The 24,129-nt window shown below is 70.0% G+C and carries 23 protein-coding genes and 1 tRNA gene; 16 read left to right on the forward strand and 8 right to left on the reverse strand.

What is annotated here, in order from left to right; genetic code table 11:
* The first annotated feature begins 235 nt into the window (after nt 1-235).
* The 8 genes from ACFQS9_RS12975 to ACFQS9_RS13010 all read left to right on the forward strand — a co-directional run bounded on the left by ACFQS9_RS12975 (nt 236) and on the right by ACFQS9_RS13010 (nt 7,340).
* The gene (locus ACFQS9_RS12975; RefSeq protein ID WP_378405377.1) at nt 236-1,585 is read left to right on the forward strand and encodes a sugar transferase; all 1,350 of its coding nucleotides are present in this window, start codon (nt 236-238) and stop codon (nt 1,583-1,585) included.
* 56 nt (nt 1,586-1,641) lie between these two features.
* Nucleotides 1,642-2,376: a lytic transglycosylase domain-containing protein gene (locus ACFQS9_RS12980; protein ID WP_378405235.1), complete on the forward strand. Its 735-nt coding sequence runs from the start codon at nt 1,642-1,644 to the stop codon at nt 2,374-2,376.
* Nucleotides 2,377-2,523: 147 nt separating this feature from the next.
* Complete coding sequence (gene eno / locus ACFQS9_RS12985; protein WP_378405237.1) at nt 2,524-3,819, forward strand: phosphopyruvate hydratase; 1,296 nt, start codon at nt 2,524-2,526, stop codon at nt 3,817-3,819.
* A gap of 166 nt (nt 3,820-3,985) precedes the next feature.
* Nucleotides 3,986-4,588, forward strand: a complete 603-nt coding sequence (locus ACFQS9_RS12990; protein ID WP_378405239.1) for an FtsB family cell division protein — start codon at nt 3,986-3,988, stop codon at nt 4,586-4,588.
* A complete protein-coding gene (locus tag ACFQS9_RS12995; RefSeq protein WP_378405242.1) occupies nt 4,585-5,142 on the forward strand; it encodes a DUF501 domain-containing protein in 558 nt (185 codons plus the stop codon). Before ACFQS9_RS12990 ends, ACFQS9_RS12995 begins: the two co-directional genes overlap by 4 nt.
* A complete protein-coding gene (locus tag ACFQS9_RS13000; RefSeq protein ID WP_378405244.1) occupies nt 5,139-6,083 on the forward strand; it encodes a Ppx/GppA phosphatase family protein in 945 nt (314 codons plus the stop codon). Before ACFQS9_RS12995 ends, ACFQS9_RS13000 begins: the two co-directional genes overlap by 4 nt.
* A gap of 196 nt (nt 6,084-6,279) precedes the next feature.
* On the forward strand, nt 6,280-7,119 hold the full coding sequence (locus ACFQS9_RS13005; protein WP_378405246.1) for a M23 family metallopeptidase: 840 nt from the start codon (nt 6,280-6,282) through the stop codon (nt 7,117-7,119).
* Between the two features lie 147 nt (nt 7,120-7,266).
* Nucleotides 7,267-7,340: transfer RNA gene (locus ACFQS9_RS13010), tRNA-Leu, on the forward strand.
* A gap of 47 nt (nt 7,341-7,387) precedes the next feature.
* Here ACFQS9_RS13010 and ACFQS9_RS13015 read toward each other — a convergent pair.
* Nucleotides 7,388-8,257: an alpha/beta fold hydrolase gene (locus tag ACFQS9_RS13015; protein WP_378405248.1), complete on the reverse strand. Its 870-nt coding sequence runs from the start codon at nt 8,255-8,257 to the stop codon at nt 7,388-7,390.
* A 729-nt stretch (nt 8,258-8,986) separates the two neighbouring features.
* Here ACFQS9_RS13015 and ACFQS9_RS13020 point away from each other — a divergent pair.
* Entirely contained in the window at nt 8,987-9,592 is a 606-nt protein-coding gene (locus tag ACFQS9_RS13020) for a M23 family metallopeptidase (protein ID WP_378405379.1), read from the forward strand.
* 109 nt (nt 9,593-9,701) lie between these two features.
* Here the strand turns inward: ACFQS9_RS13020 and ACFQS9_RS13025 are convergent, their stop codons facing one another.
* A complete protein-coding gene (locus tag ACFQS9_RS13025) occupies nt 9,702-11,114 on the reverse strand; it encodes a WS/DGAT/MGAT family O-acyltransferase (protein WP_378405250.1) in 1,413 nt (470 codons plus the stop codon).
* A 166-nt stretch (nt 11,115-11,280) separates the two neighbouring features.
* On the opposite strand from ACFQS9_RS13025, the gene ACFQS9_RS13030 reads away from it, so the two are divergent.
* Nucleotides 11,281-12,417, forward strand: coding sequence for a class I SAM-dependent methyltransferase (locus ACFQS9_RS13030; protein ID WP_378405252.1), 1,137 nt, complete (start codon nt 11,281-11,283; stop codon nt 12,415-12,417).
* A 3-nt stretch (nt 12,418-12,420) separates the two neighbouring features.
* Here ACFQS9_RS13030 and ACFQS9_RS13035 read toward each other — a convergent pair whose 3' ends face one another.
* Entirely contained in the window at nt 12,421-12,765 is a 345-nt protein-coding gene (locus ACFQS9_RS13035) for a hypothetical protein (RefSeq protein ID WP_378405254.1), read from the reverse strand.
* Nucleotides 12,766-13,009: 244 nt separating this feature from the next.
* On the opposite strand from ACFQS9_RS13035, the gene ACFQS9_RS13040 reads away from it, so the two are divergent.
* Nucleotides 13,010-13,861 carry a Bax inhibitor-1/YccA family protein gene (locus tag ACFQS9_RS13040; RefSeq protein ID WP_378405256.1) on the forward strand — a complete coding sequence of 284 codons (852 nt, stop codon included), beginning with the start codon at nt 13,010-13,012 and terminating at the stop codon, nt 13,859-13,861.
* 154 nt (nt 13,862-14,015) lie between these two features.
* Nucleotides 14,016-14,885 carry a DUF559 domain-containing protein gene (locus ACFQS9_RS13045; protein WP_378405258.1) on the forward strand — a complete coding sequence of 290 codons (870 nt, stop codon included), beginning with the start codon at nt 14,016-14,018 and terminating at the stop codon, nt 14,883-14,885.
* 73 nt (nt 14,886-14,958) lie between these two features.
* Here the strand turns inward: ACFQS9_RS13045 and ACFQS9_RS13050 are convergent, their stop codons facing one another.
* Nucleotides 14,959-16,176, reverse strand: a complete 1,218-nt coding sequence (locus ACFQS9_RS13050) for an acetyl-CoA C-acetyltransferase (RefSeq protein ID WP_378405260.1) — start codon at nt 16,174-16,176, stop codon at nt 14,959-14,961.
* A gap of 63 nt (nt 16,177-16,239) precedes the next feature.
* Nucleotides 16,240-17,298 carry an SGNH/GDSL hydrolase family protein gene (locus ACFQS9_RS13055; protein WP_378405261.1) on the reverse strand — a complete coding sequence of 353 codons (1,059 nt, stop codon included), beginning with the start codon at nt 17,296-17,298 and terminating at the stop codon, nt 16,240-16,242.
* Nucleotides 17,299-17,473: 175 nt separating this feature from the next.
* On the opposite strand from ACFQS9_RS13055, the gene ACFQS9_RS13060 reads away from it, so the two are divergent.
* The 4 genes from ACFQS9_RS13060 (at nt 17,474) to ilvA (ending at nt 21,925) form a co-directional block, all read left to right on the forward strand.
* Nucleotides 17,474-18,856, forward strand: a complete 1,383-nt coding sequence (locus ACFQS9_RS13060) for a cystathionine beta-synthase (RefSeq protein WP_378405263.1) — start codon at nt 17,474-17,476, stop codon at nt 18,854-18,856.
* Nucleotides 18,857-18,897: 41 nt separating this feature from the next.
* Nucleotides 18,898-19,440 (forward strand): hypothetical protein, encoded by a 543-nt coding sequence (locus ACFQS9_RS13065; RefSeq protein WP_378405265.1) that lies wholly within the window; start codon nt 18,898-18,900, stop codon nt 19,438-19,440.
* 21 nt (nt 19,441-19,461) lie between these two features.
* Nucleotides 19,462-20,619 (forward strand): cystathionine gamma-synthase, encoded by a 1,158-nt coding sequence (locus tag ACFQS9_RS13070; protein WP_378405267.1) that lies wholly within the window; start codon nt 19,462-19,464, stop codon nt 20,617-20,619.
* 85 nt (nt 20,620-20,704) lie between these two features.
* Nucleotides 20,705-21,925: a threonine ammonia-lyase gene (ilvA, locus tag ACFQS9_RS13075; protein ID WP_378405269.1), complete on the forward strand. Its 1,221-nt coding sequence runs from the start codon at nt 20,705-20,707 to the stop codon at nt 21,923-21,925.
* A 68-nt stretch (nt 21,926-21,993) separates the two neighbouring features.
* Here ilvA and ACFQS9_RS13080 read toward each other — a convergent pair whose 3' ends face one another.
* From ACFQS9_RS13080 to ACFQS9_RS13090, 3 genes are all read right to left on the reverse strand, one after another.
* Complete coding sequence (locus ACFQS9_RS13080; RefSeq protein WP_378405271.1) at nt 21,994-22,698, reverse strand: DM13 domain-containing protein; 705 nt, start codon at nt 22,696-22,698, stop codon at nt 21,994-21,996.
* A 74-nt stretch (nt 22,699-22,772) separates the two neighbouring features.
* Nucleotides 22,773-23,558, reverse strand: a complete 786-nt coding sequence (locus tag ACFQS9_RS13085) for an FAD:protein FMN transferase (protein ID WP_378405272.1) — start codon at nt 23,556-23,558, stop codon at nt 22,773-22,775.
* Nucleotides 23,555-23,821 carry a hypothetical protein gene (locus ACFQS9_RS13090; protein WP_378405274.1) on the reverse strand — a complete coding sequence of 89 codons (267 nt, stop codon included), beginning with the start codon at nt 23,819-23,821 and terminating at the stop codon, nt 23,555-23,557. The genes ACFQS9_RS13085 and ACFQS9_RS13090 overlap by 4 nt, the downstream gene beginning before the upstream one ends.
* Nucleotides 23,822-24,129: the final 308 nt, after the last annotated feature.

Below are 24,129 nucleotides of genomic sequence, written 5' to 3' on the forward strand. Positions count from 1 at the left end.
AACGGCCTGACTCTCGAGTTTGGACCTGCCCATGTGCGACTGCGAAAGTGCCGTAGAAAGAGAGTTCGGATCTGCCCCGCCGGCGCAATCGGCGAACGTCCTGTGCGCCGAGTGCGCCCGAAGATCCAGACAGGCGGGCCAAGGCGGCCCTCTGATCGCAGCCCCGGTCCCGGTCCGCCCGGATTGGGAGCGCCGTTACGGCCGCGCTGCCCTGGCCTCCGACTGTCTGAGCCTTCTGGCTGCGGATGCGGTGGTCACGCTGATCTATCACAACGACTCGGTGCTGGCGTCGCCGTCCAATGTCGCTGTTGCACTGGTTGTTCCGCTGACGGCACTGATCGCGTTGGCGATGACACACGCGTGGGACCCGCGGGTGCTCGGCTCCGGGGCGGAGGAGTTCAGGCGGATCGGCTCCGCGTACGTGGTCGTGATCGCCGCGCTGTCGCTGGTCGGCTATGCGATGGGGACGGCGGCGGGCCAGTCATGGGTGTTCGGGGTGCTGCCCCTCGCCGCGGTCCTGTCCCTGTTCGGGCGGTATGTCCTGCGGATGTGGTTGCACAGCGGCAGGCGATCCGGCGCGTTCTTGCGCTCGGTGCTGGTCGCCGGGGACATCGACTCGGTTCAAGAACTCATCAAGCGGACCCGTCGAGCCGCCTACGCGGGCTGGGAGATCGAGGCCGTGTGCCTTGCCGATGTCGATCGCGCCACGTGTTTCCCGCTCGCGATCGAGGACGTGCCCGTCGTCGGAACCGACCGCGACATCGTCGGCCTGGTGGCCCTACACGGGTATGAGGCCGTGGCGATACTTCCGTCCACCGGTTGGTCGCCGATGCGTACCCAGCGGCTCGCCTGGGACCTGGAGGGGACGGGAGCGGATCTGCTCATTGCGCCTGCCCTGATGGACATCGTCGGGCCGCGGCTACACATTCGCCCTGTCTCCGGGATGCCGTTGTTGCAGTTGAGCGCGCCGAACTTCACCCGGCCCGCGTGGTTCGTCAAGACAGTGATGGACCGGGTGCTCGCGCTGGGGCTGCTGATCGTGATCGCCCCGGCGTTGGTCGCCATCGGGTGCGCGATCCGCCTGACGAGTCCGGGTCCTGCACTGTTCAAACAGACCCGCGTCGGCCGGGGAGGCACGCAGTTCGAGATGTTCAAGTTCCGCAGCATGGTGCGTGACGCCGAAGACAGGCTCGCCGACCTGGCCGAGGCCAACGAGGGTGCCGGTGTGCTGTTCAAGATCCGTGAGGACCCGAGGGTCACCCGGGTTGGTCACGTCATTCGGAGATACTCGCTCGACGAGCTGCCCCAACTGCTCAACGTGGTGGCGGGGCAGATGTCGCTGGTCGGACCCCGGCCACCACTCGTCTCCGAGTTCGAGAGATACGACGACGGCGGTGTTCGGCGCCGCATGTTCGTCAAACCCGGCCTGACCGGCCTGTGGCAGATCAACGGCCGCAGTGACCTGTCCTGGGAAGAGTCGGTGCGGATGGACCTGCGCTATGTCGAGAACTGGTCGATCGCACTGGACGTCATGATCCTGTGGAAGACGGCGGGGGCGGTACTGCGGCCGGATGGTGCTTACTGACGCCGTATGGCCAGGGCTGAGCGAGGACGCGCCCGCCGATCTGGATGATGGACGGGGTGAATCGAATCCGAAGCGCGTTCCTGGTCCCGGCGGCCGTGGCTGTGGCGTGCGCTGCCCTGGTGGCGGCGTGCAGCGGAGAGCCCCGGATCGCCATCCCCCAGGGCATCCCGCCGGGTCCCGGTTCGGCCGTGCCGCCGATCGACATCGAGGCGCTCGGCCGGAGCGCCGATCAGCTGCGGGACTGGGCCGCCGGCCAGTCTGACACCCTCGGTATCTCGGTCACCGCGCTCGAGGCCTACGGCTACGCGGCCGCGGTGATGACACAGTCCCGGCCCGAGTGCGGCATCGGATGGACGACGGTGGCGGGCATCGCGAGCGTCGAGAGCAGGCACGGCACCTACCGCGGTTCTTCCGTCGCGCCGACCGGCGACGTCAGCCCGCAGATCCGGGGGATACCGCTCGACGGGGGACCAGGGGTCGCCGAGATCGCGGACACCGATGGCGGCGAGATGGACGGCGACCCGGTGCACGACCGCGCGATGGGCCCGCTGCAGTTCATTCCCGAGACCTGGAAGCGGTGGGGCGTCGACGCAAACGGCGACGGAATCGCGGACCCCGACAACATCGACGATGCCGCGCTGACCGCGGCGCGGTATCTCTGCGCCCGCGGGGGCGACCTGTCGACCGCGGAGGGCTGGCAGCGGGCTCTGATGGCCTACAACCTGTCCGGCGAGTACCTCATGGACGTCCGCGACCGTGCGGCCGCCTACTCGGTGGGGACCCGGCCGTGACATGTGGCCGGGTCCGCTGTGACATGTGGCCGGGTCCGGCCGTGACCGCGCGGCGCGACGACATGGCCGGTTGCTGCCGTTAGGCTCAGACCTGGCACTATGTAGCGAAATTGTCTACTGGAAACGCCGCCAGAAGGAGAACCATCCGTGGCCATCATTGAGCAGGTCGGAGCTCGCGAGATCCTCGATTCCCGGGGAAACCCCACGGTGGAGGTCGAGGTGCTGCTCGACGACGGCAGCTTCGCGCGTGCCGCGGTGCCCTCGGGCGCCTCCACCGGCGAGCACGAGGCTGTGGAGCTGCGTGACGGCGGCGAGCGCTACGGCGGCAAGGGTGTCGAGAAGGCCGTCGAGGCCGTGCTCGGCGAGATCGCCCCGGCCATCATCGGCATCGACGCGACCGAGCAGCGCGTGGTCGACCAGGCCCTGCTGGACCTCGACGGCACCCCGGACAAGTCCCGCCTCGGCGCCAACGCGCTGCTGGGCGCGTCGCTGGCCGTCGCCCGCGCGGGCGCCGAGTCCTCCGGCCTCGAGCTGTTCCGCTACGTCGGCGGCCCGAACGCGCACGTCCTGCCCGTCCCGATGATGAACATCCTCAACGGTGGCGCGCACGCGGACACCGGCGTCGACGTCCAGGAGTTCATGGTCGCGCCCATCGGCGCCGCCACCTTCAAGGAGTCGCTGCGCTGGGGCACCGAGGTGTACCACTCGCTCAAGTCCGTGCTCAAGGCCAAGGGCCTGTCCACCGGCCTCGGTGACGAGGGCGGCTTCGCCCCCGACGTCGCGGGCACCAAGGAAGCGCTCGACCTGATCAGCGAGGCCATCGCGAAGACCGGCCTGAAGCTGGGCACCGACGTGGCCCTGGCGCTGGACGTCGCGGCGACCGAGTTCTACACCGACGGCACCGGCTACAAGTTCGAGGGCAAGAACCGCACCGCCGCCGAGATGGGTGCGTTCTACGCCGAGCTGCTGACCGCGTACCCGCTGGTGTCCATCGAGGACCCGCTCGACGAGGACGACTGGGAGGGCTGGGTCGCCCTCACCGATCAGATCGGTGACAAGCTGCAGCTCGTCGGCGACGACCTGTTCGTCACCAACCCGGACCGCCTCGAGGAGGGCATCGTCAAGGGCGCCGCGAACGCGCTGCTGGTGAAGGTGAACCAGATCGGCACGCTGACCGAGACCCTGGACGCCGTCGACCTCGCGCACCGCAACGGCTACAAGACGATGATGAGCCACCGCTCGGGCGAGACCGAGGACACCACCATCGCCGACCTCGCGGTCGCCGTCGGCAGCGGCCAGATCAAGACCGGCGCCCCCGCCCGCAGCGAGCGCGTCGCGAAGTACAACCAGCTCCTGCGCATCGAGGAGGCCCTCGGCGACGCGGCCCGGTACGCGGGCGAGCTCGCGTTCCCGCGCTTCTCCTTCGACAGCTCGGCGAGCTGAGAGCGGAAGCGGTACTGAGCCTGTGAGCCAACGCGGTAGGTCACGTCCGGGCGGCAGCCCGGCCGGTCGGGACCCCCGTCGCACCCGCGACGGGTCGGCCGCGCGACGTCCGTCGCGAGGCCGCACGACCGGACCTACGGCGTCGGCTCCCGGCAGCCCGGGACCCGTGGCGGGCGCGAAGCCCGCACCGGAGTTCGAGGCCGAGTCGGCCAGCGAGAAGCCTGTCGGCACACGGGGTTCGCGGGCCGGCTCCACCGGCGAGGAGAAGCCCGAACGGACCATCCTCGGGCTCTCCACCGGCAAGGCGGTGATGCTGGCGGTGGTGGTCTGCGCGCTCGCACTCACCCTGGCGGTCCCGCTGCGCAACTACCTCACCCAGCGCAGCGAGGCGGATCGCGTCGCCGCGCAGCAGGAGGAGCTCGAGAACGATCTCGAGCGGTTGACCCGTCAGAAGCAGCAGAACGACGATCCCGCGTACATCGCAGCCGAGGCCCGCGAGCGATTGCAGTACGTCAAGCCCGGCGAGACACCGTTCCAGGTGCAGCTGCCGGGCGAGGTGGCGACCAGGCCCGAGGAGGCCAGCGAGCGCAAGCGCACCGCGGACCCCTGGTATACCGACCTGTGGCGGCCCATCGTGGAACCGCAGCCGCAGCCGAGCGCCACACCGGCGCCCGCGCCGCCCGCCCCGGGTCCGCCGCCGCCCGCGCCCGATTCGACCGGTGCGGGATCGATGACCATTCCTCACGATCAAGGAGGGCCCGTCGGGTGACCGATCCGGCTGACAGCACTTCCCGCCCCGCGGTGTCCCAGGACGACCTGGCCGCGGTGGCCGCCCAACTCGGCCGCGATCCGCGCGGCGTGCTCGCCATCGCCTACCGGGCCCCGGACGGAACGCCCGGCGTGGTCAAGACCGCGCCCCGGCTGCCGGACGGCACGCCGTTCCCCACGCTGTACTACCTGACCGATCCCCGCCTCACCGCCGAGGCGAGTCGGCAGGAGTCGGCCGGGGTGATGCGCGAGATGACCGAGCGCCTGGATCGCGATCCGGAACTGGCGCAGGCATACCGCCGCGCGCATGAGTCGTACCTCGCCGAGCGGAACGAGATCGATTCTCTCGGAACGGATTTCACCGGCGGCGGCATGCCCGACCGGGTCAAGTGCCTGCACGTGCTGATGGCGCATTCGCTGGCGAAGGGGCCGGGCGTCAACCCGCTCGGCGACGAGTCCGTCGCGTTGGCAGCTCAGGGCAAGCTGCGCGGCACCGCGATCCCGGCCGACTGGCCGGAGTACGAGGGTCCCGCGCCGAGCGAGGACGAGGCGTGAGGCGGGTCGCCGCGATCGACTGCGGGACCAATTCGATCCGGCTGCTGATCGCCGACGCCGACGAGGCAGGCCGGCTGCACGACGTGCGCCGCGAGATGCGGGTCAACCGGCTGGGGCAGGGCGTCGACGCGACTGGTGCGTTCGCGCCCGAGGCGATCGAGCGCACCCGCGAAAGCCTGCAGGAGTATGCGGACATGATCCGCGAGACCGGTGCGAGCGCCGTGCGGATGGTCGCGACGTCGGCCACCCGGGATGCGAGCAACCGCGAGGACTTCTTCGGGATGACCCGGGAGGTGCTCGGCGCGGTGATCCCCGGGGCTGAGGCCGAGGTGATCACCGGGGACGAGGAGGCACGGCTGTCCTTCGCGGGCGCCGTCGGCGAACTCGATCCGGCCGCAGGGCCGTTCGTGGTGGTCGACCTCGGTGGCGGGTCCACCGAGGTGGTGCTCGGCGACGGCGACGGCGTGCACGCGGCGCACTCGACCGACATCGGTTGTGTGCGGATCACCGAGCGGTGCCTGCACGACGACCCACCGACGGCCGAGCAGGTCGCGCAGGCGCGCGAGGTGGCGCTCGCGAAGCTGACCGAGGCCTTCGACCGGGTGCCGGTCGAGCAGGCGCGCACCTGGGTGGGTGTCGCGGGGACGATGACCACGCTGGCCGCCGTCGCGCTGGAGCTGAAGGCGTACGACCCAGAGAAGGTGCATCTGTCGCGGATGTCGTTGCCGCGGCTGCACGAGGTGAACGAGCAGCTCACCCACATGACCCACGATCAGCGCGAGGCCCTGGGCCCGATCCACCCCGGCCGGGTGGACGTGATCGGTGGGGGAGCGATCGTCGCCGACGTGCTCGCCGTGGAGCTGGCGCGCCGGGCGGGTATCTCCGAGTTGGTGGTCAGCGAGCACGACATCCTCGACGGAATCGCACTCTCGATCCTGTAGCGCGGCCATTGCCTACGGGGCCGCGCAGCCTGTCGGGCCCCGGCCCCTTTACCCCAGTGTGGGGTTCTGGTGAAGAAGATCTTGATAAAGATTTCATTACAGTGTCCGAATTTGATGCAGTTTTGTTACCTTCGTCACGGGGGTCCGAGGGCACGCGTTACCGGAGCGGCCCAGCCAACGAAAAGAAGGTAGTGCTGTGGGAAATCACCACGGGACGGGCAATCGTTCGAACTTCATCATTGATTCACACCCCATGCATGGCCGGCACCGCTCGCCGGTTGGTAGCGGCCCCGTTGCAGGCGCCCCTCACGGCCGCCACCGCGCGCCAGCCGGTACGGGTCCGGTCAAGGTCGTCACGGTTGCCGCGGCGACCGGCGCGATCCTGGTCGGAGGCACCCAGCTCGGTGCGGCTACCGCGACGGCGGTTCCGATTCACCTCCCCGGATTGCCGCCGCTGGAGATTCCCGATGTGCTGTTGCCTGCGGGCGTCCAGCTCCCCGCGGTCAACCAGGCGCCCGCCGTCGTCCCCGTACCCCCGGCCTTCCAGGCGCCGCCGGCCGATGTGGTGCCACAGGTCGCCCCGGTGCCGAACCCGCTTGGTTCGCTCCAGTCGAACAATCCGATCCCGGCCCGAACCGTGCAGCCGGTATCGGGCACGCTGACGTCTCATTTCGGGCCGCGCTGGGGGACGCAGCACGGTGGTCTCGACATCGCGGCGCCGATCGGTACCCCGATTCAGGCAGCCACCGACGGCACCGTCATTTCCGCGGGTCCGGCCTCCGGATTCGGGCTGTGGGTGCGCGTACAGGATGACGATGGAACGACCACGGTGTACGGCCACATCAACGAGTTCCTGGTCGACGTCGGCCAGCAGGTGGCGGCCGGTCAGCAGATCGCAACCGTCGGGAATCGTGGTCAGTCGACCGGACCACACCTGCACTTCGAGGTGACGGATCCCAGCGGGCAGAAGATCGACCCCGCCCAGTGGCTCCAGGAGCGTGGAGTTTCGCCGACCTGGAACGGCGATTCTCATTAGCCTCGGTCCTTCGCGGGGCTGAGCTGCCGGCCGGGCTGGTGCACGCGGATTGCGCCGATCGGCGGGGTGGGCACGCTAGCATCCAGGTGTCCAGTTCGGCCGTCTCCTGTCGGACCGGTGGCGGCCGGTCCGGGTATCGGCGGTCGCGCCCCCATAGCCCAATTGGCAGAGGCAGCGGACTTAAAATCCGCCGAGTGTCGGTTCGAGTCCGACTGGGGGCACTGGCCAGGGGTGGGCAGGTTGGGGGAGTGGCCCACCCGGGGGCTTGCTACGCGCCCAACTCCTCGGCCGCGACGGCCAGAATGTCGTCCGCTGAACCGATGGCCACGAAATGTCCGGCGCCCTCGACCGAATGCCATACCGCGCCAGGCATACGGTCGGCCACCGCCTTGTTGATGGAATCCGCTACCAGCCGATCATCCGTCCCCTGCCACATGTGTACCGGGCGTTCGATCGTTGCGACGTCGAAAGCCCAACTCCGATAGAGGAGTTCACTGTCGCGAACGAGCCCGTCGGAACCATGCGCGAAGCATTCGGCGGACGCATCGCGGAAGGCGGTTTCGACATCCGCTTGAGTCAGGATCTGTCGGTCGTAGTCGTTGACGGTCCTCGACAACTGCTTGACGAAGGTCCCGCGGAAGTGTGTGGCAACCACGCCGAGGGTCGCGTACATCAGTCGGAAGCCGGGCGTGCACCGGAGTGCGAGGGTTCCGCCGAGTGCGTCGGCCTTCGAAAGCTGATCCGCTGCCCAGTTGTCCCCGAACGCTCCGTAGCTTCCACCCGCGATAGAGCTGACGTGGCGCAGTCGAGCGGGATCGACATAGGCCGCGGCCGCCAGCGCCCACGGCCCCCCTTCCGACCAGCCTGTGACGCCGAATTCGTGGTAGCCCAACTCGTCGGCGATGGTCACCAGGTCGTCTGCCCAGCCCGAGTAGCTGCGTGTTCGTTGGGGATCGGACTGTCCGATGCCGGGCCGATCGACGCAGATGAGCCGTAACCGATTCCTCGTAGCGGCGCCCGCGAACAGGCGTGCCTCGAGTCGACTGCTGGGTCCACCGTGATTGTGGATGACCAGGGGCCCGCGCGGATCTCCGACCTCGGCATAGGCGAGATTGCGACCGTCGTGAGTTGCGATCATCGTCGGTGATCAGCTTTCGGCTCATCCAGTGTTCTGTCCACGGTAGTACAAGCCTCGGGGATTCGAGGGCGATGCCGGTGCGGTGCGACAGAGCTCGCGCGACCCGAGCATGGGTGCCGAAGACTCGTGATCGACTGCCCGGACGCCGTGGTGGTCGGTGGCCCGCGCCGACGTGCACATAGCACCGACTCGGCCCCGTTTCGGCCGATTGACCAGCGCGATACAAGTGACGTCCGTCACACCTTGCCGCCGCCCGTTCGCGCCTCTGGCGCGCCGAACCTCGGGGGGTGTCGGCGTGGGTCGGGCGCAAAACCGGGCGGTTTGTTATCTCGTCGTGACTCAATCGGTCTCACGCCGGTTTCTGTGCCTGACCACCTGTTTACGGCCGATGGCTCCGGGGTGGCCCCTCGGCTTGCCGCAGGTCGGACGGCATGCCGGGGCCGGCGATCCCCGTGGCCGTTGGGGCGTGCGGGCCGGCGTCCGCGCCATCAAGATCATATTTAGATAAAGATTCGATCACGGTGGACGTGTCGATATCGTTTCGTTACCTTCGTTGTGGGGGTCCGAGGTTGCACGGCCCAAAAGGTGCGACCAGAAGCCAACGAAGATGAGGTTAAGACTGTGGGAAATCTCCGCAGGACGTTCAATCGTTCCAACTCGATCACCACCGCGCGTCGCCTGAAGGGTGCCACCGTCGCCGTCGCGACCGGCGCGATCCTGGTCGGGGGCATGCAGCTCGGATCCGCCACCGCGTCCGCCGCACCGATCGACCAGCCGGCCTTCGCCGCCGCACCCTTCCACCTCCCGCAGGAACTGCTCCCCCAGGGCGTTCCCGCGCCCGCCCCGATGCCCGACGTCACCGCGGCGCAGCAGTGGGTCAACGACCAGATTCGTGCGCTCAACCCCGGCGGCTCGGTCGCTCCGCTCAAGGCACGCGCCGTCCAGCCGGTCAACGGCACGCTGACGTCCAGCTACGGCCCGCGTTGGGGTACGCAGCACGGCGGCATCGACATCGGGGCCAGCATCGGCACCCCGGTTCTGTCGGCGGCAGACGGCACGATCATCTCCGCCGGTCCGGCCTCCGGGTTCGGGCTGTGGGTGCGCGTGAAGCACACCGACGGATCCATGTCCGTCTACGGCCACATCAACGAGCACCTCGTCAATGTCGGCCAGCCGGTCGCGGCCGGTCAGCAGATCGCGACCGTCGGCAACCGTGGTCAGTCCACCGGGCCGCACCTGCACTTCGAGGTGTATGACCCGGCCGGCAACCAGGTCGACCCGAACGTGTGGCTGCGGGATAACGGCGTTGGCGTGACCTGGGGCAGCGCCGCCTAGGCACTTGACGATCCACCGAGGTCAGATCCGCTGAGATCGACTTTCATGCGCGCGGGGCGCGGGCACGCTGTCGGACGACAGTGCTGCCCGCGCCCCGCGCGTTGGTCTGTCACAGGCCGGCGGCGGCCTCGAGTGCGTCCAACTCGGTGTCGAGGTGACCCAGGATCGCCTCGAGGTCCGGCAGCGCCCGCCGGCAGCCGGTCAGCCCGAACGCGATTGCGTCGTCGGAGCTGGTGCAGGTGATGTTCAGGGCCTGCCCGTCCTGCGGGAACGCGATCGGGTACAGCCCGTCGAGCCGGGCCCCATTCCAGTACAGCGGCGTGCGGGGGCCTGCGACATTGGAGATCACCACGTTGAACGGCGGGCGGACCGCCCCGCTGCTACCCGCGACCACGTGCAGCGCCGCCGGGACCATGCCGGCCGCGCTCATCGCGAGGATCTGCGAAGGACGCTTGCCGATCAGCGACTCCTTGCCCTCGAGCATCGACGTGCGCACGGTCTCGAGCCGTTGCGCCGGATCGGCGGAGTGGGTCGCGAGATTGCACATCAGCACGCCGAACGAGTTGCCTGCCTGGCTCTCGTCGGGGCCGCCGCGCAGCGACACCGGCACGGCGGCGATCAGTGGGACCTCGGGCAGGGCGTCCTGCGACTGCAGGAACGTGCGCAGGCCGCCGGAGCACATCGCGAGCACCACGTCGTTGACGGTGGCGTCGGCCGCCTTGGCGATCAGGCGGAGCCGCTCGATCGGCCAGGATCGCGCGGCGTAGCGCCGCGCCCCGGCGATGGGCACGTTCAGGATCGTGTTCGGGGCCGCGAAAGACAACGAGCCGCCCTGTTCGCGCAGGGCGCGGGCCACGGTGCCCGCCAGCGCCGAGCCCAGCCCGGCCGCCTCGCCCAGCAATGCCGCTGCCCCGCGGACCGCGGCGGCGGGCACTCCGAGGACGCCGCCGCTGTCGCCGGTCTCGGCGGCCGGCTCCTCCGGTGCGGGGCGCTCCGGCTCCGGGGCCGCCACGTCCCAGACGGCGGGCATCGCCCGGTCCGTAGGGTCCTCGCTCAGCGACCGGGCCAGCAATCGCATCGCCGAAACCCCGTCGGCGAACGCGTGGTGGAACTTCGTGTACACCGCGAATCGGCCGTCGTTTAGGCCCTCGATCAGGTGCATCTCCCACAGCGGACGGTGACGGTCCAGGGGTGCCGCGTGCAGTTGTGAGCACAGGTCGAGCAGTTCGCGCATGCCGCCGGGTTGCGGCAGGGCGTCGTGGCGCACGTGATATCCGAGGTCGAATCCGCGGTCCTCCTCCCATTCCCACTGTCCGAGCGAAGACCACGAGCGCGTCGCCCGCTGACGGAACCGTTGTGCCGCAGTGTCATTGGCCAGAGCCTCATCGAAAAGCGCCCGCACGTGGGCAGCGTCGGCGCCTTCCGGTGGCTCGAACAACTGCAGTCCACCGACGTGCATGGGGTGCTCGCGCGATTCCGCCAGCAGCCACATCGAGTCGGCAGGGGACATGGGCAGCGGCATGATTGATGCTCCTGTTCTCGACCGCTGCCCCGGCCGGATCGACACTGTTGAGCATTTTTTCTACCCGCTCGAGTGGCGGTCCGCTACTTGTCAAGTGTCCAATGCCGCGAGGCCGTTCGAGTGGTCACTCGTCCATGACGCGGCCCGGACCTGGGACACTTGACCGGTGTCGATCCCCGAAGAAGTCCTCTCCCGACTACGTCGGTTCCCCGACGTCGAGGCGCCGAACCTGTTCGCCGTCGACGGCGCGGACCGGCTGATCCTGGACGAGGCGGGTCCCGCGCTGCTCGACGCGGCGGACGGGACGGTCGCGGTGATCGGCGACCGCTACGGCGCCCTCACTCTCGGGGCTGCGGCGGGATTCGACGTCACCGGCATCCGGGTCCACCAGGATCCGATCACCGGCGAACTGGCGTTGTCGCACAACGCCTCACGGGTCGGGCTGCGCGAGGTCTACCGATCCTGCGGGCTCGGCGTGGACCTGCTCGCCGGCGCGCGGGTGGTACTGGTCCAGCTGCCCCGCAGCCTGTCCGCGCTCGCCGAGATCGCGGAGGCCGTCGCCCGGTACGCCGATCCCGAGGTGGTGATCTATGCGGGCGGCCGCGACAAGCACATCGCCCCCGCCATGAACGAGGTGCTCGCCCGCAGCTTCGGCGACGTCCACGCCACCCGCGGCAGGCAGAAGTCGAGGGTGCTCGTCGCGCGCGGCAGGCTGGATCCACCCGCCGAGCCGACCTACCCGCTGCGCGAGCACCTGGGCGAGCTCGACATGGAGGTGGTCGCGCATGGGGCCGCCTTCGCGGGCACCAAGCTCGACATCGGGACTCGATTCCTGCTCGACTACCTGCCCCGGATGAACCCGGGCGCCCGTTCGGCTGTCGACCTCGGTTGCGGCACAGGGATTCTCGCCGTCGCGTTGGCCCGATCCCGGGCCGACCTGCGGGTGGTCGCGACCGATCAGTCCGCGGCGGCAGTCGCGTCGACGGCGGCCACGGCGCAGGCGAACGGGGTCGGCGACCGGGTGATTGCCTTGCGCGACGACGTCATGTCCACGCTCGCCGACGCCACCGCCGACCTGATCGTCTGCAACCCGCCGTTTCACGTGGGTGCCGCCGTCCACACCGGGGCGGCGCTGTCGATGTTCCGCGCCGCGGGCCGGGTGCTCCGCGAGGGGGGCGAGCTCTGGACCGTCTACAACTCGCACCTGGGATATCGCGGCGCGCTGCGGGCCTCGGTCGGCCCCACCGAGCTGATCGGGCGGAACCCGAAGTTCACCGTCGCCCGGTCGGTCAAGGGGTCGTGACGGTTACCTGACCGGCCCGCCGTCGATCGGCTCCCCATCGACCTGGCCAAGGTTGAATCCGAGGTCCTCGACGATGACCCCATCCACGATCTCGGCCTCCACCGATTCGGCGTCGTCGGACTTCGGACGGGAGTCGTCTTCGAGCGGGATGTCCGGTTCCTCCTCGGCGAGCCTCTGGTCCAGGGTCTCGCCGCGGGCGGCCTCCGCCGCGGTGGTCCCGAAGCGGTCGGCCTCACTCCAATGTTCGGGCGCGTCCACGACATCGTCGCCGTCATCGTTGCGAACCTCGTCCGAATCGACCGACTCGCTGGCGCTGAGGGTCTGGTCCGGACCGTCCTCGGTGCTCATGAGTCAATGATGCCACCGTTGCCGGGGTGTCGTGCCAGGTGAACCTCGGTTTCACGCGATGCCGATGCGATCGGGGGACGGTAGAGTTCCCTCCAGTCCTGCGGTGCCTCGATTGGATCGAAGCGGCGGGAACTTACGCTCATGTGTGAGACGTTTTACCAACAGAACGGGATTTCCCGTTGCGGTCGGGCCACAGCGGCACGGCGAGGGTCCTCCGGACCCACCTAAAGAAGGGACACGCACGGTGCGTACCACCAGCAACCCGGTGTTCCGCAACCTCCCGAAGCAGGAGGGCAGCGGATACGCCTCGTTCGGTTCTGCCGCGGCAGGCGCGGGGCAGATGACTCAGCAGTTCGGTCAGCCGCAGTACACGCAGGCCGAGCCGTACACGACCGGCCCCGCGCAGCGGGCCATGACCATCGACGATGTCGTGACCAAGACGGGCATCACGCTCGGCGTGCTGTCGGTCGCCGCGATCATCTCCTACCTGCTCGTGAACTCGAACGCGGGCCTCGCGGCACCGTTCGTGATCGGCGGCGGCCTCATCGGTCTCGGCCTGGTCCTGGTTGCCACCTTCGGCCGGAAGATGGACAACCCGGCGATCGTGCTGGCCTACGCGGCCGCGGAAGGCGTCTTCCTCGGCGCGCTGTCGTTCATGTTCACCGACATCACCTTCGGCGGTGCCGGCGGCTCCACCCTCATCGCGCAGGCCGTGCTCGGCACGTTCGGCGTGTTCTTCGGCATGCTCGTGGTCTACAAGACCGGCGCCATTCGCGTCACCCCGCGGCTGACCCGAATGATCATCGGCGGCATGATCGGCGTCCTCGTCCTCGCGTTGGGCAACATGGTCGCCAGCTTCTTCACCCCGGGCGGGCTCGGCCTGCGCGACGGTGGCGGCCTCGCGATCATCTTCAGCCTCGTCTGCATCGGTCTCGCCGCGTTCAGCTTCCTGCTGGACTTCGACGCGGCCGACCAGCTGATCCGCGCCCAGGCGCCGGAGAAGGCCGCATGGGGCGTCGCGTTCGGCCTCACCGTGACCCTGGTGTGGCTGTACGTCGAGATCCTGCGACTGCTGAGCTACTTCAACAGCGACTAGTCACCGCACGCCTGACCACGAACGGGCGGTTACCGGAGCAAAGGCCGAGAGCCTCCCCGGTAACCGCCCGTTCGTCGGTGTGAACAACCGGAGAGTTGTCCACAACCGCGATTTTCGGTGACCCGGCGACGCTTCGGCCCGTGATGCTGACGCGGTGGGAATCTACGACGCGCCGTTTCGGGGATCGAGCGCGGTTGCGGCCGGGGCGTTGACCGACCACCAGCTCCGTCACGGCTTCACTCATCTCTACCGCGACGTCTACGTCGCCAGACGGGTCGAGGTCACGGCCGCGGTCTGGGCTCGCGCCGCGTGGGTCTATGCCGGACCGGACGCAGTGTTGACCGGGTACTCAGCTGCCGCGCTGCACGGTTCGAAGTGGATCGACGCGTCGGAGCCTGCCGAGGTGATCCGGGTCGGCCACTGTCGACCGCCAAAGCACCTGCTCGTGCACGACTACCGCCTCGAGCCGGGCGAGGCGACCGTCGTCGATGGGATGCGGGTGGCGACCCCGGCACGAGCCGCATTTGACCTCGGCCGTCGGTTGCCGCGCAAGGAGGCGATTGTCGCGCTCGACGCGCTGTGCAATGCGACGAAGGTGAAGCCCGAGGCGATTGCCGACATCGCGGATCGGCATCGGGGTGCACGCGGAATGACGGCGCTGCGCGCGATCCTGCCCGACGTCGACGGGGGTGCGGAGTCCCCGCCGGAGACCCACACCCGCCTCGTGATCGTCGCAGCCGGGCTACCGCGGCCCGAGACGCAGATCGTGCACGTCGGGGAGGACGGCTGGGAGTGGGCACGGTCGGACATGGGCTGGCGGGAGTGGCGGGTGCTGGTCGAGTACGACGGCGAACACCACTGGACGGATCGCAGGCAGCGGGCATGGGATATCGAGCGATCGGCGCGGATCGAGGCACTCGGCTGGACCGTCGTGCGCGTCGGCGCGGAGCTTCTCTACGACCGCCCGGGTGAACTGGTCCGCCGGGTACGCGCGAAACTCCGCGCGGTCGGCGCACCCGTCTGACGACGAACGGGCGGTTACCGGGACATCGGCCGAGAGGCCTGCCCGGAAACCGCCCGTTCGTGGACGCGAAGAACTAGCTCAGGCGCTCCAGCACCATCGCCATGCCCTGGCCGCCGCCGACGCACATGGTCTCGACGCCGAAGGTCTTGTCCTGCTCACGCAGGTTGTTGAGCAGGGTGTTGGTGATGCGGGCACCGGTCATGCCGAAGGGGTGACCGATCGCGATCGCGCCGCCCGAGACGTTGATCTTGTCCTCGTCGAGGTTCAGCGCGCGGGCCGAGCCCAGCACCTGCACCGCGAACGCCTCGTTGATCTCGTACAGGTCGATGTCGGAGGTCGACATCTTCGCGTAGCCGAGCGCCTTCTTGACCGCCTCGATCGGGCCCAGGCCCATGATCTCGGGGGACAGGCCGGTCGCGGCGGTGGAGACGACCCGCGCGAGCGGGGTCAGGCCCAGGGCCTTCGCCTTGGTGTCGCTCATGATGACCAGCGCGGCCGCGCCGTCGTTGAGCGGGCAGGCGTTGCCGGCGGTGACGGTGCCGTCGGGGCGGAAGACCGGCTTGAGGCCGGAGATGCCCTCGTAGGTGGTGCCGGCACGCGGGCCGTCATCGGTGGAGACGGTGGTGCCGTCGGCGAGGGTGACCGGGGTGATCTCGTTGGCGAAGAAGCCGCGCTTGATGGCCTCCTCCGCACGGTTCTGCGAGCGCACGCCCCAGCGGTCCTGGTCCTCGCGGCTGATGCCGGTCAGCGAGGCGACGTTCTCCGCGGTCTGGCCCATGGCGATGTAGATGTCCGGGACCAGGCCGTCCTCGCGGGGGTCCTTCCACGCGACGCCACCCTGCGCGGCCAGCTCGGTGCGGGCCTGGGCGTCGGCGTACGAGGCGTTCTTGGTGTTCGGCCAGCCGTCGGCGCTGCCGGTGGCGAAGCTGGAGACCGACTCGACGCCGGCGGAGATGAACACGTCGCCCTCGCCCGCGCGGATGGCGTGCATCGCCATCCTGGTGGTCTGCAGCGACGAGGAGCAGTAGCGGTTGACCGTGACGCCGGGCAGGAAGTCGTAGCCGAGCGTGGTGGCGACGACCTTGGCGATGTTGTAGCCGGACTGTCCGCCCGGCTGGCCGCAACCCATGATCAGGTCGTCGATCTCGGTCGGGTCGAGCTCCGGGACCTTCGCGAGGGCCGCGGCGACCATCTGGGCGGCGAGATCGTCCGGACGGATGTCCTTGAGCGAACCCTTTCCGGCGCGGCCGATGGGCGAGCGCACGGCGGAGACAATGACTGCCTCAGGCATGGAGAACTCCTTGTGTTTCGGTGCGTCGTGGTCGACGCGTGACTGGACGATTTGTCTCAGACGTTACGTGGCGCTCGCGGCGCGCTGACGACGCCGTCGGTCATCGACGAACTTGAGCACCCCCGAGGTCGGCTCCGGGGCCACCTGATCGGCCCCCGGCTCACCCCTGATGGCCCGGCGCTCGGAGTCGCGGCGCCACAGGAACCGGTTCGCGGCATCGGTGATCCGGGCGACGACCCGGCGCGACTCGGCGGCCTCGGAGACCTCGGGCAGTTCGGGCAGCGGACCGCCCTCCCATTCCCCGAGCGCCGTGGCCAGCACGGGCAGCAGCTGCCGGGCCGCCAGCTCGTACCCGGCCGCGGACGGATGGAAGTGGTCGGCGGAGAACATGGTGTCCGGGGCGGCCAGGAACTCCGGCGCGAGCAGGTCGGCGAGGGCGACGGGGTGACCCCCCGCCTCGAGCACCGCGGCGGTCTGCGCCCGGGCGAGCCGATGGCCCCAGTTCCGGACCACGGTGCGCAGCGGTTGGGGGATGGCGGTGACCACGCCGAGGTCGGGACAGGTGCCGACGACCACCACGCTGCCGTTGCGGCGCAGGCGTTCCACCGCGTCGCCGAGCCGCCGGGCCGACGCGTGGACCGAGTTCTTGGCGGTGACGTCGTTGGCGCCGACCAGGATCACCGCCGCGTCCGGAGGCGGACCCGCGATGAACATGGCATCGACCTGACCCTTGAGGCCCTTCGAGGTGGCGCCACCGATCGCCTTGGTGGACAACCAGATCCGCTTGCCCGTTTCCTCGGCGAGACCGCGCGCCAGCAGAACGCCCGGCACCTCGTCGGGGACCGCGCACCCGACCCCGGCCGCGGTCGAGTCGCCGAAGATCATCAGGTGGATGTCGAATTCGGCGCCCAGCCGCCAACGCTCGGGGGCTCGGCACCCGGCGGTGTAGATGCCGTCGGCCTCGGGTGGTTTGGCGACGTTGCGGCCGATCACCCCCCGCGCGGCGGTGGCCTGGCCCATCAGGTAGTTGTAGAGCGCCCACGATGCGGTGCCTGCCGAGGATCCCGCGACGACCGCGGCCGCGCTTGCTTTCGCGGCCGTTTTCCATCCGCTGGTGGGCACCGGATTCACCCCTCCGCTCGTCGCGAGTGCTACCGCTCCCAAATCTAGTGGGAAAGCTCGCGGGGCGCGGGTTCAGCGCGCCGGTGGCCGAACCCATCAAGATCGGAGCCGGCGGAGCGACCCTCGAGGAGGGACCTGATGTTGCCCCCGACGTGCGCTCTGGGACGATGGAGGCATGCGCATCGCGGATCACGTCGTCGACCTCATCGGAAATACTCCGCTGGTCAAGCTGAACTCGGTGAACCCGCCCGGCTCGGGTCTGGTGGCCGCCAAGATCGAATACCTCAACCCGGGCGGTAGCTCCAAGGACCGGATCGCCGTCAAGATGGTCGACGCCGCGGAGGCGTCGGGCGAGCTCAAGCCCGGCGGCACCATCGTCGAGCCGACCTCCGGCAACACCGGCATCGGTCTGGCGCTGGTCGCACAGAAGCGCGGCTACAAGTGCGTCTTCGTCTGCCCGGACAAGGTCAGCGAGGACAAGCGCAACGTCCTCAAGGCCTACGGCGCCGAGGTCGTGGTCTGCCCGACCGCCGTGCCGCCGGAGCACCCGGACAGCTACTACAACGTCTCCGACCGCCTGGTGAAGGAGATCCCCGGCGCCTGGAAGCCGAACCAGTACGCGAACCCGGGCGGCCCGGAGAGCCACTACGAGACCACGGGCCCGGAGATCTGGCGCGACACCGACGGCAAGGTCACCCACTTCGTGGCGGGTGTCGGCACCGGCGGCACCATCACCGGCACCGGCCGCTACCTCAAGGAGGTCTCCGGCGGCAAGGTCAAGGTCATCGGTGCCGACCCGGAGGGCTCGGTGTACTCGGGCGGCACCGGGCGTCCGTACCTGGTCGAGGGCGTGGGCGAGGACTTCTGGCCCACCGCCTACGACCCGTCGATCCCCGACGAGATCATCGCGGTCTCCGATGCCGACTCGTTCGAGATGACCCGGCGGCTCGCCCGCGAGGAGGGCCTGCTGGTCGGTGGTTCCTGCGGCATGGCCGTGGTGGCCGCGCTGCGGGTCGCCGAGCGTGAGCCCGATGCGGTGATCGTCGTGCTCCTGCCCGACGGCGGTCGCGGCTACCTGTCGAAGATCTTCAACGACAAGTGGATGGCCTCGTACGGCTTCCTGCGGACCCCGCTGGACGGCAAGGTCCACGAGCCGACCGTCGGCGACGTGCTGCGCGGGAAGTCGGGCGAGCTGCCGGACCTGGTGCACACCCATCCGTCGGAGACCCTGCGCGACGCGATCGAGATCCTGCGCGAGTACGGCGTCTCGCAGATGCCGGTCGTCGGCGCCGAGCCGCCGGTGATGGCGGGCGAGGTCGCGGGCAGCGTCACCGAGCGGGACCTGCTCTCGGCGGTGTTCGAGGGCCGGGCGCAGCTCGCGGATCCGGTCGCCAAGCACATGAGCCCGCCGTTCCCGCTGATCGGCTCGGGCGAGCCGGTGAGCGCCGCGACCAAGGCGCTCGGCGACTCCGACGCGCTGATGGTCGTCGACGACGGCAAGCCCGTCGGCGTCATCACCCGCCACGATCTGCTCGGGTTCCTCAGCGCCGGCGGATAGCTCGACGGGCCCCACCCCGCCGGTGCCGCTAGGATCCCCGCATGGGGGAGAAGCGATGGCGGGTGGGGGTTCTCGCCGCGACGGTCACCGTGCTGGTATCCGGATGCTCGACGCTGACGAGCGGCACCCCGGTTGCGGTGTCGGAGGATTCGGACGGCACCGCGGCGGTGTCGCTGCCCGCCGGGGAAGCGCCGGACTGCGAGGCGATGGCAGGCGCGCTGGGCGGCGCGGTCGCGGGGATGTCGCTGGCGAACCGAACGACGCTGCCCGGCAGCACCGACCCGCTCTGCCTGTGGTCCGAGGGGGACTTCACCGGGACCCAGCGCAATCTGTTCGTCAGCGTGAAGGGCAACGGGTTCACCGAGGCGATGCTCGAGGCCTCCAGGGGGAAGACGAGCCTCGGGGTGGTCGACGAGCCGCGGGCCGACGCCCTTGGCGGGCTCGTCATCAAGGTCAACGACACGGTGTACACGCTGACGATGGCCGGTCGCAGCGTCGACGCCGGTAGCCACGGCGGCCGGGGGTTCGCGGAATCGGAGTACATCGACGCGCTGGTCTCGGTTGCCCGATTACTGACGAATTAGCGGCTCGCTAGGCTTACCGGCATGAGCGAGCACAGCAACGCAGAGCAGGGATTCTCCACCAGGGCCGTCCACGCCGGGTACGAGCCGGATCCGCTGACCGGCGCGGTGAACGTGCCGATCTACGCCAGCTCGACCTTCGCCCAGGACGGTGTCGGCGGCATGCGGAGCGGGTTCGAGTACGCGCGCACCGGGAACCCGACCCGGCGCCCGCTCGAGGCCAACCTCGCGGCCCTCGAGTCCGGCACCTATGGGCGCGCCTTCGCGTCCGGCATGGCCGCCACGGACTGCCTGCTGCGCTCGGTCCTGCGTCCCGGCGATCACCTGGTGATCCCGAACGACGCCTACGGCGGCACCTTCCGGCTGATCGACAAGGTGTTCACCCAGTGGGGCATCGAGCACACGCCGGCCGCGGTGTCCGACGTGGACGCGGTCCGGGCCGCGATCCGCCCGAACACCAAGCTGGTGTGGGTGGAGACCCCGACCAACCCGCTCCTCAACATCGGCGACATCGAGGCGCTGGCCGGGGTCGCGCACGATGCCGGGGCAAAGCTGGTGGTGGACAACACCTTCGCGTCCCCCTACCTGCAGCAGCCGCTCGGCCTCGGCGCCGACATCGCGCTGCACTCGACCACCAAGTACATCGGCGGACACTCCGACGTCGTCGGCGGCGCGCTGGTCACCGACGACGAGGAACTCGACACCGCCTTCGCGTTCCTGCAGAACGGTGCGGGCGCGGTGCCTGGCCCCTTCGACGCGTACCTGACCATGCGCGGCATCAAGACCCTCGCGCTGCGGATGGAGCGGCACAGCGAGAACGCCGAGAAGATCGTCGACCTGCTCACCGGCCACGCCGCGGTCTCGCAGGTGATCTACCCGGGCCTCGAGTCGCACCCGGGCCACAAGGTCGCGGCCAAGCAGATGCGCCGCTTCGGCGGCATGATCTCGGTGCGCCTCAAGGGCGGCAAGCAGGCCGCCCTCGACTTCTGCTCACGCACCGAGATCTTCACCCTCGCCGAGTCCCTCGGCGGCGTCGAGTCGCTGATCGAGCATCCCGGCGCGATGACCCACGCGTCGACCGCCGGCTCCGCGCTCGAGGTGCCGGACGACCTGGTCCGGCTCTCGGTCGGCATCGAGGACGCCGCCGACCTGCTCGCCGATGTGGAGCAGGCACTGAAGTAAGGCGGCTCCGCCGCCCGTGCGCGGTTCGCGAGTCCTGAGACTCGTCAACCGCGCACGGGCGCCGCAGGCGCCTTACGCTGGCGCGATGGAACTCGTGACGAGGGACCAGATCGCGGCGGCGGACGAACTGCTCGCCCCGGTGATCCGCCGGACACCGATGCTCGCGTCCCGGGTGCTCTCGAAACGCTGCGGCCACGACGTGTGGCTCAAGTGCGAGAATCTCCAGCGCACAGGCTCTTTCAAGCCCCGTGGCGCCTACAACCGGATCGCGAACCTGACCGCGGAGCAGCGGGCGGGCGGCGTGGTCGCGGCCAGCGCCGGGAACCACGCGCAGGGCGTGGCCTGGGCGGCGACCGAGCTCGGTATCACCTCCACGGTCTTCATGCCGGTCGGGGCGCCGCTGCCCAAGCTGGTGGCGACCAGGGCGTACGGGGCAACGGTCCACCTGCACGGACACTCCGTCGACGACGCGCTGGTGGCCGCGCGCGAGTTCGCCGACGCCACGGGAGCCGTGCTCATCCACCCGTTCGACCACGCCGATGTCGTCGCGGGCCAGGCCACCGTCGGGCTGGAGATCCTCGAGCAGCTGCCGGAGGTCGGGACCATCGTCGTGCCCACCGGCGGCGGCGGGCTGCTCGCCGGGATCGCGGCCGCGGTCCGGGACTCCGGGCGGGCGGTGCGCCTCGTCGGCGTGCAGGCCGAGCAGGCGGCGGCCTGGCCGGGTTCGCTCGCGGCGGGGGAGCCGGTCGCCGCGCCCGCGCTGTCCACGATGGCCGACGGCATCGCGGTCGGGCTGCCCGGCCGGGTGCCGTTCGCGCATGTCACCGAGCTGGTGGACGAGGTCGTCACCGTCAGCGAGGACGCCCTGTCGCGCGCACTGTTGCTGTGTAGCGAGCGGGCCAAGCTGATCGTCGAGCCGGCGGGTGCGGCCGCGATCGCTGCCCTGATGAGCTGCCCGGCGGAGTCGCTGCGGCTCGAGGGACCGGTGTGCGCGGTGCTGTCCGGCGGCAACATCGACCCGCTGCTGCTCACCCATGTCATCACCCATGGGCTCCGGGCCGCCGGACGATACCTGGCCGTGCGCGTCACCATCCCGGATCGGCCAGGCGGGTTGGTGCGACTGCTGGGGGCGGTGAGCGCGATCGAGGCCAGCGTGGTGGACGTGGTGCACTCGCGGACCGCGCGCGATCTCGGACTGGACGAGGTAGAGGTGTTGCTGACCCTCGAGACGCGGGGGCCCGACCACCGCGACGAGGTGCTCGGCGCCCTCGAGGCGGCCGGATACGCGGTGCGGGTGCAGGAGTAGGCGCTTCGCGCCCGTGCGTGGTTGACGAGTGCAGAGACTCGCAAACCACGCACAGGCGGCGCAGCCGCCTAGAACGTCGCGTTGGCGACCGGCACGTCGAACACGCGACACCAGATGAGTACCGTGCTGGCGGAACCGATCTCCACCTCCGCGGGCACCTCGTAGTTCTGGTCGCCGCGGCTGCCCTTGAGTGCCCCCAGGCGGACGGGTTCGGGGGTCCGCACGTCGGCCCCGTCGATGAGGTGCACGAAGTAGTCGGGTCCGGCCTCGACCTCGAAGTCCTCGAAGCGCAGCACCCGGCGGCCGTCGCCCAGGTCCAGCAGCCGTGCGGAACCCGTTGCGTCGTGGTCGATTCCGACGAAGTCGGCGGCGCCGATCTCGTGCGCACCCGTCGGCTGCCCGTGGTCCCGTTGGGCCGTCGTCACCCCGGTCAGCGGATCGGACTCGTGAACCTCGGTACCGCGGAACGTCGGCACGACGACGAGCGCGATCACGGCCGCGGCGAGCAGGGCCTGCGCGAGGGCGCCGATCCACACTCGGCGGGTGAGTCGGTACAGGACCCATCCCGACGCCAGGAACAGCGCCAGGGCGGCCGCCCCGATCGCGAGCGTCCGGGGATGGGTGGAGGTGTTCGCGATGAGGTTCGGCGGGATCCCGTAGACCAGCGCGAGGGCCGCGACGACCAGGCCCGCGGCGATCAGGACGAGCAGCGATGCGGTCAGCCACCGACGGCGGCGGAGGGGGCCGATCTCGGGCCCGGATCGAATCGCCATACGTCAAGCGTATGCCCGGCACCCCACCGCGGCGGCGCTGTTCTCCCGTACGGAGTGCGGCCGGGATTCGTCGATCACGGCCAGCCGCAGAGCCGGGTGACCGAGAGGTCCCGGTCCACCAGTCGGGCGGGCATCCCCAGCTCGCCCAGCCAGGCGAGCGTCGCCTCGCCCCCGCGGACCGCGGCCCTGCTCACCGCGGCCGCGGCGTGGGCGGATCCGGCGACCACCGACACGGTGCGCCAGCGCGGCGGCTCGTCGGGGTCCGGGTGTAGCGGGCGCAGCGTGCTGGCGGTGGCGAGGCCGGCGCCGGACGGGATCGAGACCTGGCAGGAGGGGTCGCCGGGCAGGTCCTCCACCTTGATCTGCCAGCCGGTCGACGGTTCGGGACCGGCGGTGGCCACGTCGCCGCCGAGGCTGACCAGTACTCCGCAGTCGAGCAGTTCGGCGACGGCGGTGGCGCACCGGTCGGCCGTGACGGAACGGGCGGTCGCGGACAGGTCGAGGGTCAGGCCGGCGGGGAGGGTGATGTCGTGACCGCGGACCTCCACCGAGCGCCACTGGTTCGGGCGTGCGCCGCCGGTGGGGTCGAGCGCGCCGCCGGTGAGCTCGGCCGCCTCGAGGGCCCTGCTGACCTGCTCGGCGAGCAGGACGCTCACCCGGGTAGTGGTGCCCGCGGAACGGTTGAGCGCAGCGATCTCGGAGTCTTCCCTGGTGATGTTGGTCGCGACGTCGGCGGCGGCCAGGTGGCCGCGGACCATGTTCCAGGCGGAATCCAGGACGTCCGGCTCGGCGACGACCACCGTCGCGCGCACGCCCCACATCGACCAGCTTTGTGCGGCCTTGTCCGCCGCGGTCGTCACGACCCGCCCGAGATCACGTCGAACCGTCCGGCTCCCCGGGTGACGATCGGGGTGACGCCGTTCGAGCGGTTCGACTCGGCGGCCAGGACGGTCGCGGAATCCGTCGACGGGGCGTCCCCGAGCGAGAACGACGCTCCGGTGAAGGAACCGACACCGAGGGCGCCGACGATGCCGGAGGCGGCGACGGCGCGGCGCAACCGGGACGGTCGGTGCCGGGGTCCGTCCGCGGGCTCGACTCCGTGCTCGGTCGGTCGCTCACTCATGACGACCAGAATCCACCGCGAGCCTGAGAGGGACCTGAGGGTCTGCTGACAATTCCCGTTCTTGGCCCGGATTGTCGGGCGCGCGGGCATACGCTCCCTGAGTGTGCAGTTCCCCCCGTTCGCAGCGGGCCGATCCGCCGGCAGGTGCACTCTCGGCGGCGGTTAACGCCGGGCCGGCACGCGCCGATACAGGCGTCGTGTGGGTTCGGGAAACGCGGTTCGATCGAAGTGGTCGAAATCGCCCCGCCGCCGGGTCGGGGGACCTAGCGTTGGACATCGATTAGCCCGCTCGAAGTTTGGAGTTGCGA

The sequence above is a fragment of the Rhodococcus daqingensis genome (genome assembly GCF_042665615.1).
Lineage (GTDB): Bacteria > Actinomycetota > Actinomycetes > Mycobacteriales > Mycobacteriaceae > Rhodococcus_G > Rhodococcus_G daqingensis.